This window comes from Vibrio sinus (assembly GCF_023634645.1).
Lineage (GTDB): Bacteria > Pseudomonadota > Gammaproteobacteria > Enterobacterales > Vibrionaceae > Vibrio > Vibrio sinus.
Map to the genome: position 1 here is coordinate 40503 of NZ_JAMKMR010000005.1, position 18261 is coordinate 58763.

Below are 18261 nucleotides of genomic sequence, written 5' to 3' on the forward strand. Positions count from 1 at the left end.
GATGTCGTATTTAACATTACAGGAATATTCTAGAAAATGGATATTCACCCACCAGTCCATGCCAATTCCAGACGAAGATCTTGAGTTAATTAAACCCATGTCGGCGCAGCGATCTGCACAATTTTGGAAAGAAAACATTAGTCCAACTAGCCCGGACTCAGAGCGGTTAAGTTCGCAGGATTGGCCACAAAAAAAATCCAATTGGTCTAATGAAGTGAATTGGATGATCAATTGGGAAGACGATGAATTAGGCTTACCTGAAGAGATATTAGAACACCTTGATTGGCAAGATGATGTGACTGTGTATTTTTGTTATGAGAAATACAATGTTGTTGAAACCAAGTGGCAGGTGTTTAAAAAACATTGGAAGAATTTTCTTTTTTATGATGACGGCCCTATCTTGTTGGCACGAAAGAGAAAACAAGCATTATGGTTTAATTCGGAAGGCATGGTAAAACTGGGCTGTCGTTAAACAAGTTATATCGATTTCAGTTTATTTATAGCTCAAATGTAGTCTTGTCTTACGGCCAATAAATGTAATTGCCTATCTATTTTGTCATTATTTATTGGCTAAACTACTACCGAACCCAGTTCTATTTAGCGTACAGCTGAAATCGTAATAATCCGTAGTAGTAATATCTGCAAAATAAGTTTGTCACTATAGTTTAATGCCATCCTAAATATTGGCTTTTTATACCTCGCTCTGAGTTTTTCTAGAAATAATTGGCAATAATTTGTGATTAATACCTTTTCACCTATACTGGTTGTTGTATGAATAGCACAATATGTTACTGTTGATACCAATATAACTATTAAGAGTTAAAAATCGCTTTAGGACAAAGCAGTGGAAACCCTAGAAATACAACTTAAGAAAGATTTTTATGCGCACATTGACTCTGCGCAGGCTTACAATCAAAGCCAGTCTTTTCCAACGCTCAACTTGTTAACGCAAGAAGAGCTTCAGGAACTAGAGACGGTTTGGATAGAGCTATGTTTGTGGCAGAGGCAGCAATCGTATTGATGTGAAATGTTAACGCATATCACCTCCGAGTCTGCAACAAATGACATGCATCATCTCGGTCAATGAACATTGACCCATAATAAATTGTGGTTATTTGTCTGTTTTCTTTCGTTCTACAATTGTTATAATATAACAATTACACCATTTGCTCCTACACATTGAAAATCGAATAAATGCCCCAAGATCGAATCAACAGTATAGAAAGCAGATGTGCCTTTCAGTATCAGTGATATTCAAGTGAGTGAAATTATGGCGGAAGTACGTGCCAGAGTGGACTTCAAAGTAGGTCCAAAGAGTAACATAGAGGCAGAGCTCCTTTCTTTTAATGGCTTAACTCCGGGAAAAGAACATGTGGCTGTCATATTCAAAAGCGCCGATAGTAACAATGAACCCCCATTAGTACGTATGCATTCAGAGTGTTTAACCGGTGATGTTTTCCATTCTTCGCGATGTGATTGTGGGGAGCAACTGGACGAGACCATTTTGAAAATGGATAAAAATGGCGGTGTATTGCTTTACCTGCGTCAAGAAGGAAGAGGGATTGGCCTCTATAATAAGATTGATGCATATAAACTGCAAAGTGAAGGGCTTAACACTTACGAAGCGAATAACCATTTAGGTTTTGGAGATGATCTTCGTGACTTTGCTGACGCGGCCAAAATGCTTAATGCATTAAACATCCATAAGATAAGATTGATTACTAACAACCCTAAAAAAATCAATGATCTTAAGGATAAAGGAATTGAAATAACGGAAGTTATCAATACATTAGCACATATAAAATCAGGCAATGAAGATTATTTAAAAGCTAAAATATCTCATGGTAAACACAAGCTTAAGTTGTAATCAATAAGTCTCTCCCCAGCCTTCAGTATCTTCGATTATGAGCTGATTTATTCAGTCAGCTCATGTCTAATAATATAAAATATCTTACTGATTGATATATTAAATTTTGTATCTAACTTGTTTCATAAATAGGGTGTAGATCACAAATAAATACGACGGATTCATTTCTCTGCCATACTTAGTTTAATTAGAAGAATATGAATCTGAGTTATGAAGAAAATACTGTCACTCATAACAATTTGTTTTTGTGCGATATCGATGCCAGCGATGGCATTGGATCGTTTTGAAAAGTTAAACTGGATTAGCCCAGATTCCTCTGTCATCAATCTCATACAGTATCCCGAACTGGTCGAGCGTGTTTATCGAGAAAATAACGATAACCTGATTTGGTTTGATGTAGAGCAAGCATTACGGTTTGAGTTTCAGTTGGAGCTGATAAAAAGAGCCAGAATCAGCCCGTTATTTACTAGCCAACTTCGATTTTTGCAATTTTATCGTAAAGCAAATCGTTGGTTTGAATACGATCTTCTTGCTACAGATACTATGTTGCTTTATTTAAGTTATGCCGAACAAGCGCCTATTCATGGCGGGAGCTGGTTTTTTGAAAGGCAGTTTGCAAGCTACTTACCAAAACCAAGTGAAGGTGCGATATTGGCTCTGTTTATCGCAGTCAATATTAATCAACTCGACGATATAATAAATACCTATACACCGAGTTCGAGAAGTTATAAGGAGCTGCTTACCTCCTATGAGCAACTGCAACAATACGAGCAGAAAAAGGTCACTTTATACGAGCAAGTAGGCGTCAAAAAAGCGGGCGAGCATCTACCTAAAAAAGCAGATTTAATTGAGCGATTAAAGTTAGTCGATATAAAAATTGATAAAAGAAGTCTGAAGGGGGATCGTTATGATCGCCACTTAGTTAAATCAGTCCGAGAATTTCAAAAAACGCACGGTTTAAGGGACGATGGAAATATTGATCAAGTGACAGTGAAATGGCTGAATGTCCCAGTAAAAGAAAGACTGTCTATGCTTGCGTTAAATGCTGAAAGGTTAAGACTATGGCCTGAACAAAAAGACAGCTTGATCGTTGTAAATGTACCTGACTTCGAAATGAAATACTGGAGATCGGGTGTCGAAGTGTTCGAATCTAAGGTGGTCGTGGGCCGAAAAAGTCGAAAAACACCTGTAATGGAAACCAACTTGGATTCATTGGTACTCAATCCAGTATGGAATGTACCCTGGAAAATTATGGTGCTTGATATTATTCCCAAAGTGAAAAAAGACATTACTTATCTTAGCGAGAACGGAATAGAGATAGTGCAAGAGTGGCAAGATTTACAAACCATCGATCCCGCAGAGATTGAGTGGACCTCCGTAAATCCATACAAATTCCCGTATAAAATGCGTCAGCGCTCAGGAAATATTAACGCGCTGGGTTTATATAAATTTAATACTCCTAACCCTAGGGCCATCTTTCTTCATGACACGCCTAGTAAAGAGCTGTTTAAAAAAGACACACGAGCGTTTAGTTCAGGTTGTGTACGTATAGAGAAAGCTGGGCTATTTGCTGACCTACTATTGAAAACTCATGCGGTCAAGCAGAGTGAAAATGAACAGGTTGAAATAGAAAATCAATCGATTCCTCTGAAGAAAGCGATTCCTGTCCACATTATCTACCAGACGGTATGGTTTGAGTCGGGTAGGGTGCATTATCGAGACGATGTATACAATTACGACAGTTTTAGTTATACAAAGGGCTAGCAAGCCCATAGAATACTTCTAGCTGAATGTTCGCATATATTACATAATCAGACCAACAGCTGTTCGGTCTCTGACGATCAGGTTGGTATGGAATTCGCGCTAGGAGGCATGATGAAACTAAAAGCAGGTGAGAGATTTCCAAGCATTACTGCTCAACTATTAGATGGAAAAACCATTACGCTGGGAAAACCCCAAGGTGGCGCAACCTGGCAAGCTATCTTTGTCTATCGTGGACAACATTGTCCTTTGTGTACCAAATACCTCAATGAGCTCGAAATTTATCTGCAAGACTTTGCTAGCTCAGGTGTTGATGTCCTAGCGGTATCAGCTGATTCTAGAGAGCAATTGAAGTCTCATTTTGAGAAGCTTACGGTGAGTTTCCCTATCGCCTATGGCCTTTCAGAAAAGCAGATGAAGTTACTAGGGCTGTATATCTCAACACCAAGATCGGAAAAGGAAACGGATCATAATTTTGCCGAGCCGGGACTGTTTATTGTCAATGAAAAAGGTGACCTACATGTCGTTGATATTGCAAACAATCCATTTGTGAGACCTGAATTAGGTGCGCTGACCCGAGGACTAAGCTGGATTCGAGATCCGAAAAACAACTATCCAATTCGCGGAACATTCCAATATTAATATCTTTACTGGCCTCCAGAACTTTCGCCGCAGTGTTTGCGTCATCATGGAGGTCTTTTAGATTCATCACCATTAGAACTTAGGGTATCGAGTGAATATACAACCCTTAGCCAAGCATTTGGGCGCCATCGTTGATGGCGTTGATTTACGTAAGATCACGGTGTCAGAATTTGCGCAGCTTCATGCTGCTTACTTGCAATTTAAAGTACTTTTCTTTCGCAACCAAGAGCTATCGTTACTGGAGCATGTCTCTTTAGCAGAACGCTTTGGTGAAATTGAGCCTCCACATCCTTTTTTTCCATGTGTCGATGAGGATAAGCGGGTTTCGATTATCGAAACGAGCAGAGGAAACCCTCCAAGCCAAAGCTATTGGCATACCGATTTGACTTGGCAACAGGTGCCGTCACGATGCTCTATTTTACATGCCAAGCATTGCCCAGAGTCGGGTGGAGATACGATTTGGACATCAATGGAAGCTGTATGGCAGTCTCTGACAGAGGTCGAAAAATCTTGCCTTCTAGGTTACACAGCGACACATGCGCTGCACGCATTTCAAGGCAGTCGTTATGATTCTGTAGACGATGTCGGTCTTAGTCGCGTTGTCGAAATTTCCAAAGCGTTTCCCCCAGTCGTTCATCCTGTCGTGTCCCGACACCCAGAGACAAATAATAAATCTCTGTTTATCAATGAACAGTTTACACGGCAAATTGACCAGCTTGGTGATATAGAAAGTAAGGCTATGCTTGAAAAGCTTTTTAAAGTGGCACGAAACGAGGAATATCAGGTTAGGCTGTCATGGGATGCCGGCACTGTCGCTATCTGGGATAACTATTGTACTCAGCATTACGCTGTTACCGATTATGCAGATTCACCAAGAAAGTTACACCGAGTCTCAGTGAGAGGCACGCCGATGATCGCGGCTGGGTAACTAAAGGCTTTCTGTCCCTTTTATTAGGCATTTAAGTAATGAAGAGAGGCTTACAATCGCGTCATCCTGCAAATCTTTGAGTAACTTACTTTCTATTAGGTGTTGCACTTCATAGAGCCTTTCACAGCGACGCTTCCCTTCATGTGTAATGGATAGATAGATATCCCTACCTTCTCTATTTCGGCTAATAAGCCCAATTGCTTCCAAATGCGTAAGCCATCGAGTAACTAACGATTTAGATTTGTTGAGCTTTTTAACCAAAAAATTCTGATTATAGGTGTTATTTTGATTGCGATACATAGACATCAATATACGACATTGCTCATAAGATATGTCGTCAAACTCAGCCTTATAGGCGTTGGACAATTGATTTTTAACTCGATGACTAATGACGTTTAAATCATCAACAATGTTGCAATCTGCGTTATTCATTTTTTCTGCCTAGATTTAGAATAGATTGTGGATGGTAAAATGTAGCAATCAAAACAATACTAATAACCAGCCCTAATATTGCTCCAAACGAGCGTTGATAGGCACTAATAAAGATCTCTGATGCCGACCCTGGGGCTAAACCAACGGTTAAAATAACCAATATCATTGCTGCCCCTTGAGCAAATGCATAGTCGTGACCATGGCCAATCGCTTTGTATGCGAGTGCGAATAACAAAAGAGCGATGATGGGCAGCATCACTAGGAGATCTGAACATATTCCCTGCAAAAGATACAATAAAATAAAACTTGGGAAAATGAACAGCACACCTCCAAATGTTCTGTTTGAACCATAGCGCAGCCCAGCAGCAAACTCAGGCCGAAGCAACATTATCATAGGGACTAGAGAATCTCCACTGAGGGGAAGCCCCGATAGTGTGCAAAGCCCTGCTGCTATGATTAGGCTTAGTGAGAACAAGGTTGATCTTCGTATCTCGCTCATCTTTAGATGCAGTTTAGGGACGACCATATGTGGTCGGTTCATGAGTTTTATGTATTGACGTTTTCTGTTTTTCGGTTGTGAAAAGGTGACAGCAAATAAAGTTCCGATTGCAGTTTGAACCGATAAGGATGTGATTGCATCCAAAATACCCGCGTTGTCAATAATGCCTGTCCAGCCAAAAATAAAGAAAAACACACCAAAAATTACTGAAGGGTAGTAAAAGTTATAGGTTTTGCCAAACATGTCTGCGGCTATCACAATGAGTCCGCCGCCTACAATACAAATAGCGACGTTAGAGTATAAGAGATTTCCGATTAGCAAAAATAATAATCCCGCTAACGCTGTAGTGACAGTCCTCCAAATGGTTAAATAATAAACCCTTTCCCACCAACGAATCATCAAATTAAAACATACATAAGCGCTATAATACGGAATCGACAAATGAAAAAGGCAGCTAAATAATAAGGCGGCTGAGGAAGCCAGAGTCACTCTAATTGAGTGATCTAACCGATATTGAGCTAAAATTCTCTCTTTCATGATACATACCCAAGATAGCTAGATACTTTAATCCAGAACTCGGATATATCATTCATCAGTGGATGATTCCCTTTAACCAACACGGTGGCAGATTCTCCGACGCGCAGTGGGTGGGCAGTCAGCTCGCTCGCATCTATTTTTAAATCGACAGGGAATCTTTGGGAGAAGTGCACCCAGTCTATTCCACGTTTTACTACCTTGAGATCACCAGATGTATCTTGGTTACCTATGTTCACTCCCCAGCCTATATTGGTGACCTTGGCGTGAAATATTTTTCCCGGATACATAGCGAGCGAAACCAAAGCTGGCGAGTTTAAGTGAATACTCCCTAAATTGTTTTCTTTAAAATTCGCCACAAGATGCAGGCTTTTGGTATCGATCAAACTCATCACAGGATCATTTTTATTGATGTTTGTGCCTGGTTTTAAATTTAAGTTAGATACATATCCTGTGACTGGCGAATAAATATTCGCATGCTCAAGGTTAAGCCTTGCGATACCTAGACTCACCTTTAATTCTTTAACTAGACTGAGTTGGTTATTGTATTTGTCGTTACTAATGTTTCCATTACTTAACAAATGCTTGTACTCATTTAATATTGACGACTCGTATCGGTACTTTTCTTTTGCCAATTCCACTAAGTCGCTAAGCTTGGCTTTGTCGAGACTAATGAGCAATTGGCCTTTTTTAACCTTTTGATCATTAACGACATATATCGTATCAACATGACCTGCTTCCCTTGAGGAGATATGAACCACGTCGGCTTGGATATATGCGTTACTTGTTATTGGTGTCAACCTATCCATGCTGCAGTAGTAGATGACAAATAAGACTACGGCGAAGAAACAAAGAATATAGATTCGTTTAAAGGTTAAGTGCATGTGTCCTCACTCAATCAAAATGAACACTTATTAATTTTGCAATAGATGCTACAGTGAACTGTTTACTAAGTAAAGTGTTTATGTGGTGAACAGTCTGATAATCGAAATTCGCATCCTATACAACAGGGAAAATCTCAATGTGTTCAAACAGTAACCACTGGATTATATGATTTAGACTTGATTAATATGCAACTGAGACAATTGACCAATATTTATACGGTGTGTATCTTCGCGCCTTGTTTGTTTTTTATCCAAAGGTTGTACATTGGCTTTTTCTAGACGTGAATTTTTGAAGTGGTCTGTTGGTGGAGCGATTCTTGCGACGGGCTTACCGCGATTGGCTAACGCTAATGTACTGCCTGTTGGGACATGCCCAAATGATCCTCGTTCACTCTCGTTTTATAATCTGCACACATCAGAAAGGCTGTCCTGTCGCTATTTCGATGGCAAAGAATATGTGGACAATGTTCTCGTTGAGCTTAACCACTTCTGTCGTGATTTTCGTCGAAATGAAGTGCATGTGATGGATAGAAAGTTGTTTGATTTGCTCTATCAAATTAAATTGCTTCTCGCGACTGATGCGGAAGTGGAACTGGTTTCTGGCTATCGCTCTATTGCGACCAACAATGCGCTGCGTCGCCATTCTTCCGGAGTGGCGAAACACAGTTATCACACTAAGGGCCAAGCGATAGATTTTCGCCTTAAAGGCGTCGCATTGAGTGATGTTCATGCTGCAGCACTCGCGCTGGAACAGGGTGGGGTAGGTTACTATCCGCGAAGTAACTTTGTTCATATTGATACGGGGCCAGTACGACATTGGTCGCAGTAGTTGGTTCAGTTGTAAAAATTGGATAGGGATGTCATAGTTCCCCAAAATAAAAAGTTAGCAAGAGTGTTATATGTCGCTTAAATATCAAGTTGTTCCGGTTACTTCCTTTGCGCAGAACTGTTCCATTGTCTGGTGTGACGAAACCATGCAAGGGATCGTTGTAGATCCGGGCGGTGATGTTGAGGTGTTGAAGCAAACGATTGATCGTTTAAATATTGAGATTGTTAAGCTTGTTTTGACTCATGGTCATCTCGATCATGTTGGTGGGACACAGTCATTAGCCGCGCTTCTCGGTCACACAGAAATTATTGGCCCTCATCAAGAAGACCACTTTTGGCTACAGAGCTTAAGTGGACAAAGTCAGATGTTTGGTTTCCCTCATACCGAAGCGTTTGAGCCAAACGAGTGGTTAAATGATGGTGACAAAGTGACGTTTGGTAATCAAGTGTTGGATGTGCTTCATACGCCAGGACACACACCAGGTCACGTTGTGTTGTTCAGTGAGTCTGCACAGCTAGCCTTCGTTGGAGACGTTTTGTTTAGTGGAGGAATTGGTCGTACCGATTTTCCTAAAGGGGACTTTGATACGTTGGTGAAATCCATCAAAACAAAATTGTGGCCGTTAGGCGGTGATGTGAGATTTGTGCCGGGTCACGGCCCTGAATCGACCTTCGGCCAGGAAAGAGCAACGAACCCATTTGTTGCGGATCAGATGCCGCTTTACTGATTCCCCTCTACGTGTCTGGCTCTGCTGCTGCTAGGTAGCGCCGAGTTAGCCCGACAAACTCTTCGGCACTTCTGTCCAAATCTGACACGGCGATAAAAATATCGTAGTCGTGAAACTCACGTTGATGAGACATTCTATTGGCGAGCATGGCCAAAAGACCATGATAATCTTGCCCATTCTCGCCTTTGAATGTGTCTGAATCTAATACAATATCCTCAAATACCCTCTCATTGCCATGTTGCTTTGCACCAAGGTAAAGTAGGGAGCGTTGGGTCATCAGTATTTCTGTGATGATACGAGGGCAAATACTTTCTAAATAGGGAGAGTAACGTTTTAGCTTAATACCAATCCAAGGAAGAGGCTCAACCCAGCCATCTTGGTCATAGGTACAAAGGCCGATGCTACTGATATTATTCCATTTTACGACCCATCCCCCTTTGAATAAATGTTGCTGGAAATGGGATGAAGTTAAGGTGTAAGACACTTTACTTTTTAAAAGCACATAATACCCATAACCACTGAGAACTGCGACAACAAGCACCGATAGCACCGCTTGCTGAGGCCCAGGGGACAAGATAACCAGTGTAATCGCCGACAGTGTTGATACCATCACAATCAACCTGCTTGTGTAAGCGCTTAGGTGAAAACTTTGATTGGTAATATGTAGCGTGTCCATTTTGTAAGTAGCCATGTCGACGTACACCCTTGTTGTTAGAATGGTATCTTTACTTAAGTGTAGTCGCTGGGGAAAAATGTGATGTATTCGATATTTTTGTTGGACGCTATCAGTTGAATTTTAACCAAAAAGTCGAGCAGCTTTGGCTAAGCTGCTCGACAATTGAACGAAACGCTAAAGGTGAATTAGAAGCGAGCGTTGATAATTGGGAAGACTGGTACGTCTTTGCTAACAAATGTCCCTGACTTGTCGAAGTTGATAAGTCCTATTTGCACACCTTCATCAATGCGGTTTGTTGCGTTGACAAGGCCGAACTGTAAACCCGTTAGATTACCAGCATAGTTTGCGAAACCAAATTGAGCACCAATCATAGGGCCTTTATTAAAGTTGACCAAGCCCAATTGAGCACCTGTATATGTCCCGCCTGTGTAGTTCACCAAACCGATGCTGGCACCGGTCGCGGTGTTGTCGTTCCAGTTAACAAGACCAAACTGGGCACCTTGCATATCGACTCGGTTACGGTTTACACCAAAGAAACCAAGCTCGGCACCTTTAAATTCGTTCACGTCAGACAAGCCAAATAGAGTAAGGTTGGCACCTGTGACTTTATCCGTGCGCCCGTAGAAGAGTGCGACCCGTCCGCCATTAACATTTCCCTCAGGAACATTCTTGTTTGGTAAAGAGAGCTGGAAAGGGTGTGTTCCCGAAGCGGTATCTGTATTGTTCGTTTGTGTTGTTGAGTCTGTTGCCGCCATCGCTGAAGCTGATAGAGACGCTAGAACTAAAGTAAACACTAATCGAAGTTTCATATTTTTTTCCTAATAAGAATAGAGTTGGTTAGCAGTTTGAGCTGAAATCCCAGTTCTATAAATCCTAATGTTGTTTGTGTGGCTAATTAATATCAAAGCCGCAACAGAGTGGTGCTTAGCAGATGTCAAAAGTCTGTTATTTATATTAGTTCGCTGATAGACTCAGCTCAATTTCCTGCGTTGACGACAAATATATATGTTCAACAAATCTTCAAGTGCATTGTTTAAAACTTCTCGGTTTGGTCTTCCTTTACTTGCTTCATTATTTTTGGGCGCGTGTAGCCAGCCTCCCAAAATAGAAAAAGTGTCAGGCTACGCTGAAGGCACTAGTTATCATGTGAGTTGGTGGTCGAAGACTCCCGTTTCTACTGAAAAAGTCCAACAGCAATTTAATAAAGAGCTCGCTAAAATCGATCTCGAGTTTTCAACGTATCGGCCAGACTCTTATATCTCAAAATTTAACCGAAGTACTTCAACTCAATGGCAACCGGCGTCGAAAGATTTTATTGATATGCTGCTCCTGGCGAAGAAAATTAACCAAGAGAGTCATGGCTGTTACGATCCGACGATAGAGCCGCTTTTTGCGCTATGGGGATTTCAAAAAGATGTACTACATGTGCCGACTCGGAAGCAAATTGCAGCGGTAAAATCGGACTTAGGTATCGATAAAATAGAGATTGACCAAGAGCATATGAGGATTCGCAAACGTATTCCCAAACTGCAATTGGATCTTTCATCTATGGGCGAAGGGTACGCTATTTCAAAGCTGAGTGAAATTTTACAGTCGGATGGTGTAAAAAACTATTTGGTTGAGTTTGGCGGTGATATGAAGATAGAAGGGGAAAAACCGGAGGGCCAAAAATGGCGGGTGGCCATTGAAGACCCAATACCACTGAAAGATGGTGTGCGACCTTATAGAATAGTCACCATTAATGACGAAAGTGGTGTGTCATTAAATACTTCGGGTACCTATCATCACTACTTTGATGACAAAGGAAAAGACTACTCCCATATTTTAGACCCGCGGACAGGAGCGCCAGTTACTCATGATTTGGTGTCGGCGTCTGTATTTGGCCACAACCCAATAGCTGGAGATGCATGGGCGACAACCATGTTATGCTTAGGGCCAATAGAAGGGCTAGAAGTGGCCAAAAAACAAGGCTTAGCGGTATATTTTATACAGGGCAAAGGCGATAAATTTTCTGGCTTCAAAAGCCCGGCACTTGCATCAACTCAACGAGTGACGTTTGACGGCTCGTAGGGATAGCGATGTTAGGTTAAGGCACCGTAAATTTTGCTCTTTCTTTTCACTCGAAAGAGTAAAAAATTATGCAAATGAATAATAAAACAGTGTTCGTTTTATCAATTTTTGGTCAGGATTGCGCTCATGGGATTCCAATTCTCTGGCGCAGTTCGTAGACTAAAGCGACTAAATTATCATTAGTAAGATAACGATTATGAAAAAATTGATACTGAGTGCAGTGACGCTAACTCTAAGTGTTGCGTTTGGCTCTGCAACGGCGAATGCTGCTGTCATTGTCACACCTGTGAAACCTGCACCCAAAGTTGTAGTGGTAGAGCCTGTAAAGCCAGCACCTGTGGTGGTTGTTAAGCCTAGACCAAGACGTGTGGTCGTCGTGAAAAGGGAACCGACAGTTGTCGTCGTGAAACACAGACGCCATGTGGTGTATTGATGGATTAAAAAACCGCTTAAGCGGTTTTTTTTGACAAGACAAGACTAAACTCTTCAGGCCCTTCATCTTTAAAAGTGACGTCGTAGCCTAATTGTTCATAATAGGTCTTCAGTTCAGATTGTGTTATGGATAAATCACTCTGCGCACTGTTCCCAACTGGGATAGCGATGGTATGTCTGACGATGTCACCGCCCAATGGCCTTTCCTTAAGGCCCCAGTTAATTTGCTCTTTCCATTCTTCAATATCTTCTTTTATCGACATAGTGGCTGTCCTTATTTCATAGCATGAGGTTGCCGTGATTATCTCTCAGATTGCACAATAACTATAGGACAGATAAACAAATTTTGGCCGTGGTCAATTGATCGTATCATTTTCTGCTAAGGGTGTAGCGTCAGAACTAAGTGCCTGTAGGTACGAAAAGAGGGCAACTAAGCCCTCTTGGTATTCGTTAAGTGGTTAGAAAAGTGTTACTTAGCGAAGTCTTTTTTCAGTGTTTCTTCTAGCATAGGCGTGACCCACGCACTGTTGATTCCCCAGTAGTAGAAGACTAATGACGAAACCGCCACCGCAAACATGCCCCAGCCGTAATGAAGGATATTAATGCCACCAAATTGGCTGCTACCAATATAAGAGATCAGTGTCATGACGGCGAACATAGCGATGATCCAAATGGATGATCGAATGTGCTTTCCTAAACCATTGAGCCCTTTTTTAAGTTGAAAGTAGCTAAATATTAGGAAGCCGATCAAAATGACAAACACAACCTTACCAGTCAGTGGCCAAGTGGACCAATAAAATAGCTCCGATGAAATCACAAAGCTTAGTGGTGAAATGATATGTCCCCATTTTAGATAAACTGGGCGTTTCAACTCTGGCGCGATTTTGCGCAGTGAGCCAAAAGTCAGTGGACCTACCATGAAAGAAATCACGGTTGCGACAGAAATGACCGCAGCCAATTGACCCCAACCACGGAACATATCTAGGAAGATAAGGCCGACGATGAAGTTGATGATCATCGCAGTACGTGGCACACCATATTTTTTATCAAGGCTTTTGCAGCTCTTTGGCATATAGCCATTTTCACTCATACCAAATAGCTGACGAGATACCGTTCCCATGTAACCGATACCTGTACCTGATGGCGAGATAAATGCGTCAATAAACAGTAAAAGTGTCAGCGCGTGCAGGCCTAAAATTAACGCCAGTTCCGCAAACGGAGAGCTAAAGTTTAGGTGCCAGCCATGCAGTGCAATATTGTCTGGATTTACACCACCAATGAACGCGATTTGCAGTCCCACGTACAACACCGCGCAAAAGACAATCGAGTAAATGAGTGCTTTCGGAATACTCTTGGATGGATTTACCGCTTCGCCCGAGAAGAACAAGCTGGCTTGAAATCCATTATAGGCGAAAACAATACCCGAAATGGCAACAGCGGTGAGCACGCTAGACCATCCATATGGCGCGATGGTGTGGTGAACGGCTTCAAAGTTACCTGGGTGAAATCCCGCATAGACGATCATCAAAACAGTTAATACAGGAACAACAAGCTTGTACGTTGTAATGGCGTTTACGCTTTTGGTAAAGAGATTGATACTCCAAAAGTTCAAAAAGAAATAGACCAGCATGAGTACCACGGCAATACTCAGTCCAATCCACGTCAACGAACCACTCGAGGGGTCAAAAAGTTGTGAGGTTAGAGGTTTAACCCACTCCCACGGCCAAGACGCCATATACTGTACCGAAGCTTCAGCTTCTACAGGAATAACGCTAACAAAAGACAGCCAAATAGCCCAAGACGCAAGAAACCCAACGACAGAGCCATGCGTTTTTTCAAGGTATTTGACGGGGCCTCCCGGTACCGGCAGAGCAGTAGCAACCTCCATAAATGTAAGAGCGGTTAAAAGAACAGCAACCGCGCCGATGATCCAAGCAAAAATAGCCGCTGGTCCTGCAATTTCGCTAGCTCGGTAAGCGCCAAAGAGCCAACCTGAGCCAACCATTGAGCCAACGGCGATCATCGTTAAGCTGGTTACACCAATCATCCGTTTGGGTGAGTTAGTTGTTTGTTTCGAAGTAGAAGACTTCGTCGTGTTCGCAGATAAAGTGGTCATGATACTTCCCAATTATTTAAAATCTAACGCTAAGATGCAGTGTTTTTATTTAATGTTTGCAAAGCGCGATATAAATGACTCCTTACCATTGCGGATATAAATGACTTGTTGTGTTTTGAAATGTTGTCACCTATGCAATAAGTTCAATTCCATTTAGAAAGAGCCGCCAAAATCTGTAGATTTTGACGTCCGCAGCAAAAACGCTATATTAAATTAACACTTTATTCAATGCGATTTAGCATATTTTATACAGTTCACCATTTTGTATAAAATATGCCTCATGGTGATGAATATTCTTTTTTATATTCTTATATTTTTTATTACTTTCTGATGATAGGTCATCTAGATTTTTGTTTTTAAAGAAAAAATAAGAATCCCTTGTCGTAGGAGGTGAAGGGTTTTACTTTGCGTGAGAAGAATTTGGTTCCATTTAAAGAATCACGAAATCATTTCGTTTTGCACTATATTGGTGATAAAAGTGCTCTTAGGCACGGCTCAAGTTTAGGTATAAATACTCACCAGTACTTATAGCCAAATCATCTTTGAATACTCTTCCCCGAACCCATTTGGTTATAATTGTTTTATTTTCTACTTTTTGAAAAATAAATTCATCAATTGTGTACCAATATATTGGTTGCTACGATTTATTATTCGGCGATGCTAACCTTTCAATATTGTCAGACTCGAAACTACCAGTGACTAAGGCGTCCTGCTTTTTTTGACCAGTAGTAGCGTGTTCATCGACATCTGATGTATGTACTGCTCGGTTTCTACCTTGGGCTTTGGCTTGATATAGGGCCGTGTCGGCGGCTTTTATGAGAGCTTGTGGTTGAGTAAGTAAATCTGGATAGGTTGCAACACCGATAGATACGCCTAGTTGGCCAAGAGAGAGTCCATTCAATTCTAGATGTAAGTCTCGCACTTCTTTCACCAGCTTGTTAGCCAAGGTCATGGACTCTTCAATAGAAGCGTTAGGGCTTATCACGGCGAGCTCTTCTCCACCTAATCGGCAAGCGACATGGCTTTCGCCAATGGATCTTTGTAACAAGTTTGATACCTCTTTAAGGACATAATCACCTGCATCGTGGCCATAGTTATCGTTAAAACGTTTAAAGTGGTCAAGGTCAAGCATTAGGATTGATAAGGGGTGTCCATTGTCTTCTGCTTGCAGCCATTCGTTGTCAAATGCTTCTTCGAAGTAGCGTCGGTTGAATAGACCTGTTAGTGGATCGCTCATTGCCTGTGAACGTAGTTTTTCTTGTAGATTAAGGTTGGCTAATGCTAGCCCTAAATGTTCCGCGATAGTAAAAGCCAACTGTTTAGTTTCGTAGGAGGCCAACTCTACGTTATTGCCAAAAAACAAATGAAACATGCCAACCGTGTTGCCATGTGCAGTTAGAGGAATACATAAGGTTTGACCTTCCTCCTCACAGCCTATCATGTGCCCGCAGGGTAAATGATGATACTCATCATGAGAGAGGTGATGCCTGCCTTTTCTTAGTGCCCAGCATTCATGAGGCGCGTAGAGTTTGCTTGCGGGCCATTCTCCGCCCCAGTCTAGCTGCACTTCCAGTTGATTTCGTGATTCGCGTATGATTGATACACATCCATTAATATTACCGAGTATTCGGGGTATGATGTCGGCGACGACGTGTTGTGCTTCTTTTATGCTGTTACAAGCCGCAAGCATGTTAGCCAGCCGATGCAGCAACTCGATTTCTTTTGTTCTCTGGCGAATCCTCTCATCTTGATAGCTTCTTTCTTCGTCAACAAACTGCATGGTCTTTCTGTGACTGTACCATGAAAAGAAGATAAGGATGAGCAATGAACTTACCATCATCGCAATCACGATGACTTGCAAACTACGGGCAAGGGAAGTGACCGCCGTCATAGGTGTTGCGAGTCGAAGAACATAGTCTTTAGTCGCCCCCGTTTTAGATGGTGGTAGCTTAAGTTTTTTCGCCACATAGAGCATACTTTGACCGATGGTTGCGCTATAACGCTCAGAAATGCCTTGGTCGCTATTTAAAGCGTTTACCACTTCTGGTCTATTACTATGATCATCTAGTTTCTTTAGCTCCATCAGATTGACTTGTGAATCTCCAAGTACTTTTCCTGAGCTATCAATGAGTGTAAATCGGCTTTCGGAATTGGCTTGGGATAGGGAGTCTAGGAACGCATCAATCTCTGAATCAGTCATGGTGTTAAGATCGAGCTTTTTCTCTTGCAGATCATACGCGACATCATCAACGAGCCCAAGCATGTAACCACTCACGACTTGGGTTATCCATTCGTTGAGTGCCTTGTTATAAAGATATCCACCAATTAGCATTGATACAATAAAAGCAATAATCGGAAGATATTGAAATTTATATATTTTTCTTTTTTTCATCCCTAAAACCCAAAAAATACAGTGATATCTCACGCCGTCTATTTGATGATGTTTACGTGGTATCCAAGATACCCACGATGTGCAGCGCAGTATTTCTTCTTGTTTCAAAAGTTTAATCTATTCTTGGCGTGGGATTTTGTGCAAAACGAATAAACAGTTTATGCGCTGATAGCAATATCAATTTTAGTTATTCATTTTTAATAATTTTACTGATCATTTTGTTAATAGTTTTTATTGTGACTTTAGTTCCAATCGGAAGACAGCACACTGGAAGAAAGCCGTTTTTCTTACTGCAACCACATCATAAAGCGATGACGTATATCCCATGCCTATCGAACTTTAGTCTTAATGAACAATAGGTTGCGATTTATTAAGATGTACTCTAAACGGAGTTAAAAGGCTAACATTATGATACGGGACGGGTTCAAAACCATTTTATCGGTTGTGTTACTGTTTGTTTTTCCGGCTTATAGTCAACCATTCGCGAGTGTAATTGTGACCAGTGGTCATGGAGGTGATTATCATGCAGGAATGGTATTAAAAGATTGGATACCTAATAGTAAACAAGTGGATGTTGATGCATTCGGCCAGCTCACTCCGGACAACTTAAAATGTCCGATCATTTTTGGCCAAGGTGCAGCGGACGAATTGCTTGCTTCCAAACGATTTACTCGCTCGTTCAACAAAGAACCGATGGCCATCTACTCTCATCTAATAGATAGCAGTATTTTGAACTTTGTTAAGCAACGAGCGGATCAAGGTGAGCACATTAATCTTTTTCTCACCGACTCGCAGCTGGCTAAATTGAAACTATCTTCGCCGAATCTGCTGAAAAAACTGCAGTCCAAGGAATCGAATATTCAGATCTATTCAGCGCCAATGGCGGCGTCTTCAATCGTGCAAGACAGCAACATTCACGTAGAAGCTCCAAAACTAGATAATGTGATATGGTTTGGTGGAAATTACACCAATTCACAAGGCGTGAGAGAGACCTTTACAACTGCACAATTTGCCCAGTCGTTGAATCAGATCAAGGGGGAGATTCAGCCAGGAACGTCAATTGGGTTGTTTCTAATGCCGAGGGTTTTCTCTAAGGGAATGACTCGAGAGCAAAAGAGCGCTCGTGTTCAGGCACTGGTTAAGATGTTTCCTAACAACAAGGTGACCGTGTTTGCAAATAAAAGCTTGCTGTCGCAATTTTCTATTGCTGCCAATACCCGTGTCCAACCTTCCTATACCATGCTTATGCTAAGTGACTGGGGAAAAACACGCCAATTTGCGTCCGTTGACCAGTACAATCTTTTTTCTGATTTAAGACAATATACGCTGACGCCATTTTTTATTAACCCACAAGATGAAGACCAGACTTTATACGCTAAGGCCTATTTAGCTGAGAAAAAAAGTCATGCCTCATCCCCCACGATTTTACAATTAGTGGCGAAGTATCAATGTAGCAATGGCTGAATCAGTAG

At 41.5% G+C, this 18261-nt stretch carries 19 protein-coding genes; 11 read left to right on the top strand and 8 right to left on the bottom strand.

The genetic code is table 11. The features are described from left to right. The first annotated feature begins 1 nt into the window (after position 1). The 6 genes from M9194_RS06955 (at position 2) to M9194_RS06980 (ending at position 5198) form a co-directional block, all read left to right on the top strand. Entirely contained in the window at positions 2-472 is a 471-nt protein-coding gene (locus tag M9194_RS06955; protein ID WP_250611903.1) for a DUF2947 domain-containing protein, read from the top strand. A 372-nt stretch (positions 473-844) separates the two neighbouring features. Beyond that, positions 845-1021 (top strand): hypothetical protein, encoded by a 177-nt coding sequence (locus M9194_RS06960; RefSeq protein WP_250611904.1) that lies wholly within the window; start codon positions 845-847, stop codon positions 1019-1021. Positions 1022-1270: 249 nt separating this feature from the next. Further along, the gene (locus tag M9194_RS06965; RefSeq protein ID WP_250611905.1) at positions 1271-1867 is read left to right on the top strand and encodes a GTP cyclohydrolase II; all 597 of its coding nucleotides are present in this window, start codon (positions 1271-1273) and stop codon (positions 1865-1867) included. A gap of 210 nt (positions 1868-2077) precedes the next feature. After that, entirely contained in the window at positions 2078-3631 is a 1554-nt protein-coding gene (locus M9194_RS06970) for a L,D-transpeptidase family protein (RefSeq protein WP_250611906.1), read from the top strand. An 87-nt stretch (positions 3632-3718) separates the two neighbouring features. Next, positions 3719-4270 carry a peroxiredoxin family protein gene (locus M9194_RS06975; protein ID WP_250611907.1) on the top strand — a complete coding sequence of 184 codons (552 nt, stop codon included), beginning with the start codon at positions 3719-3721 and terminating at the stop codon, positions 4268-4270. Positions 4271-4361: 91 nt separating this feature from the next. Beyond that, positions 4362-5198 (top strand): TauD/TfdA dioxygenase family protein, encoded by an 837-nt coding sequence (locus M9194_RS06980; protein ID WP_250611908.1) that lies wholly within the window; start codon positions 4362-4364, stop codon positions 5196-5198. Here the strand turns inward: M9194_RS06980 and M9194_RS06985 are convergent, their stop codons facing one another. The 3 genes from M9194_RS06985 to M9194_RS06995 are packed head-to-tail and all read right to left on the bottom strand — an operon-like array spanning position 5199 to position 7547. Beyond that, the gene (locus M9194_RS06985) at positions 5199-5630 is read right to left on the bottom strand and encodes a MarR family transcriptional regulator (RefSeq protein WP_250611909.1); all 432 of its coding nucleotides are present in this window, start codon (positions 5628-5630) and stop codon (positions 5199-5201) included. Continuing rightward, positions 5623-6666, bottom strand: coding sequence for a hypothetical protein (locus M9194_RS06990; protein ID WP_250611910.1), 1044 nt, complete (start codon positions 6664-6666; stop codon positions 5623-5625). Before M9194_RS06990 ends, M9194_RS06985 begins: the two co-directional genes overlap by 8 nt. Continuing rightward, a complete protein-coding gene (locus tag M9194_RS06995; RefSeq protein ID WP_250611911.1) occupies positions 6663-7547 on the bottom strand; it encodes an HlyD family secretion protein in 885 nt (294 codons plus the stop codon). Before M9194_RS06995 ends, M9194_RS06990 begins: the two co-directional genes overlap by 4 nt. Positions 7548-7812: 265 nt before the next feature. On the opposite strand from M9194_RS06995, the gene mepK reads away from it, so the two are divergent. Together mepK and M9194_RS07005 are read left to right on the top strand one after the other, a co-directional pair. Next, positions 7813-8376 carry a peptidoglycan L,D-endopeptidase MepK gene (mepK, locus tag M9194_RS07000; RefSeq protein ID WP_250611912.1) on the top strand — a complete coding sequence of 188 codons (564 nt, stop codon included), beginning with the start codon at positions 7813-7815 and terminating at the stop codon, positions 8374-8376. Positions 8377-8446: 70 nt separating this feature from the next. After that, positions 8447-9103: an MBL fold metallo-hydrolase gene (locus M9194_RS07005; RefSeq protein ID WP_250611913.1), complete on the top strand. Its 657-nt coding sequence runs from the start codon at positions 8447-8449 to the stop codon at positions 9101-9103. A gap of 7 nt (positions 9104-9110) precedes the next feature. On the opposite strand, the gene M9194_RS07010 is transcribed toward M9194_RS07005, so the two are convergent. Continuing rightward, positions 9111-9779, bottom strand: a complete 669-nt coding sequence (locus M9194_RS07010) for a DUF2982 domain-containing protein (RefSeq protein ID WP_250612090.1) — start codon at positions 9777-9779, stop codon at positions 9111-9113. Between the two features lie 185 nt (positions 9780-9964). Then, positions 9965-10588, bottom strand: coding sequence for an LA_2272 family surface repeat-containing protein (locus tag M9194_RS07015; RefSeq protein ID WP_250611914.1), 624 nt, complete (start codon positions 10586-10588; stop codon positions 9965-9967). A gap of 196 nt (positions 10589-10784) precedes the next feature. On the opposite strand from M9194_RS07015, the gene M9194_RS07020 reads away from it, so the two are divergent. After that, positions 10785-11849, top strand: a complete 1065-nt coding sequence (locus M9194_RS07020; protein ID WP_250611915.1) for an FAD:protein FMN transferase — start codon at positions 10785-10787, stop codon at positions 11847-11849. Between the two features lie 196 nt (positions 11850-12045). Beyond that, the gene (locus M9194_RS07025; RefSeq protein ID WP_250611916.1) at positions 12046-12282 is read left to right on the top strand and encodes a hypothetical protein; all 237 of its coding nucleotides are present in this window, start codon (positions 12046-12048) and stop codon (positions 12280-12282) included. Between the two features lie 16 nt (positions 12283-12298). Here the strand turns inward: M9194_RS07025 and M9194_RS07030 are convergent, their stop codons facing one another. The 3 genes from M9194_RS07030 to M9194_RS07040 form a co-directional block, all read right to left on the bottom strand. Next, a complete protein-coding gene (locus M9194_RS07030; protein ID WP_250611917.1) occupies positions 12299-12544 on the bottom strand; it encodes a hypothetical protein in 246 nt (81 codons plus the stop codon). A gap of 206 nt (positions 12545-12750) precedes the next feature. Beyond that, positions 12751-14397, bottom strand: a complete 1647-nt coding sequence (locus M9194_RS07035; protein WP_250611918.1) for an APC family permease — start codon at positions 14395-14397, stop codon at positions 12751-12753. A gap of 637 nt (positions 14398-15034) precedes the next feature. Beyond that, positions 15035-16789, bottom strand: a complete 1755-nt coding sequence (locus tag M9194_RS07040) for a diguanylate cyclase (RefSeq protein WP_250611919.1) — start codon at positions 16787-16789, stop codon at positions 15035-15037. A gap of 408 nt (positions 16790-17197) precedes the next feature. Here M9194_RS07040 and M9194_RS07045 point away from each other — a divergent pair, with 408 nt between their 5' ends. Further along, complete coding sequence (locus M9194_RS07045) at positions 17198-18253, top strand: hypothetical protein (protein WP_250611920.1); 1056 nt, start codon at positions 17198-17200, stop codon at positions 18251-18253. Positions 18254-18261 lie beyond the last annotated feature (8 nt).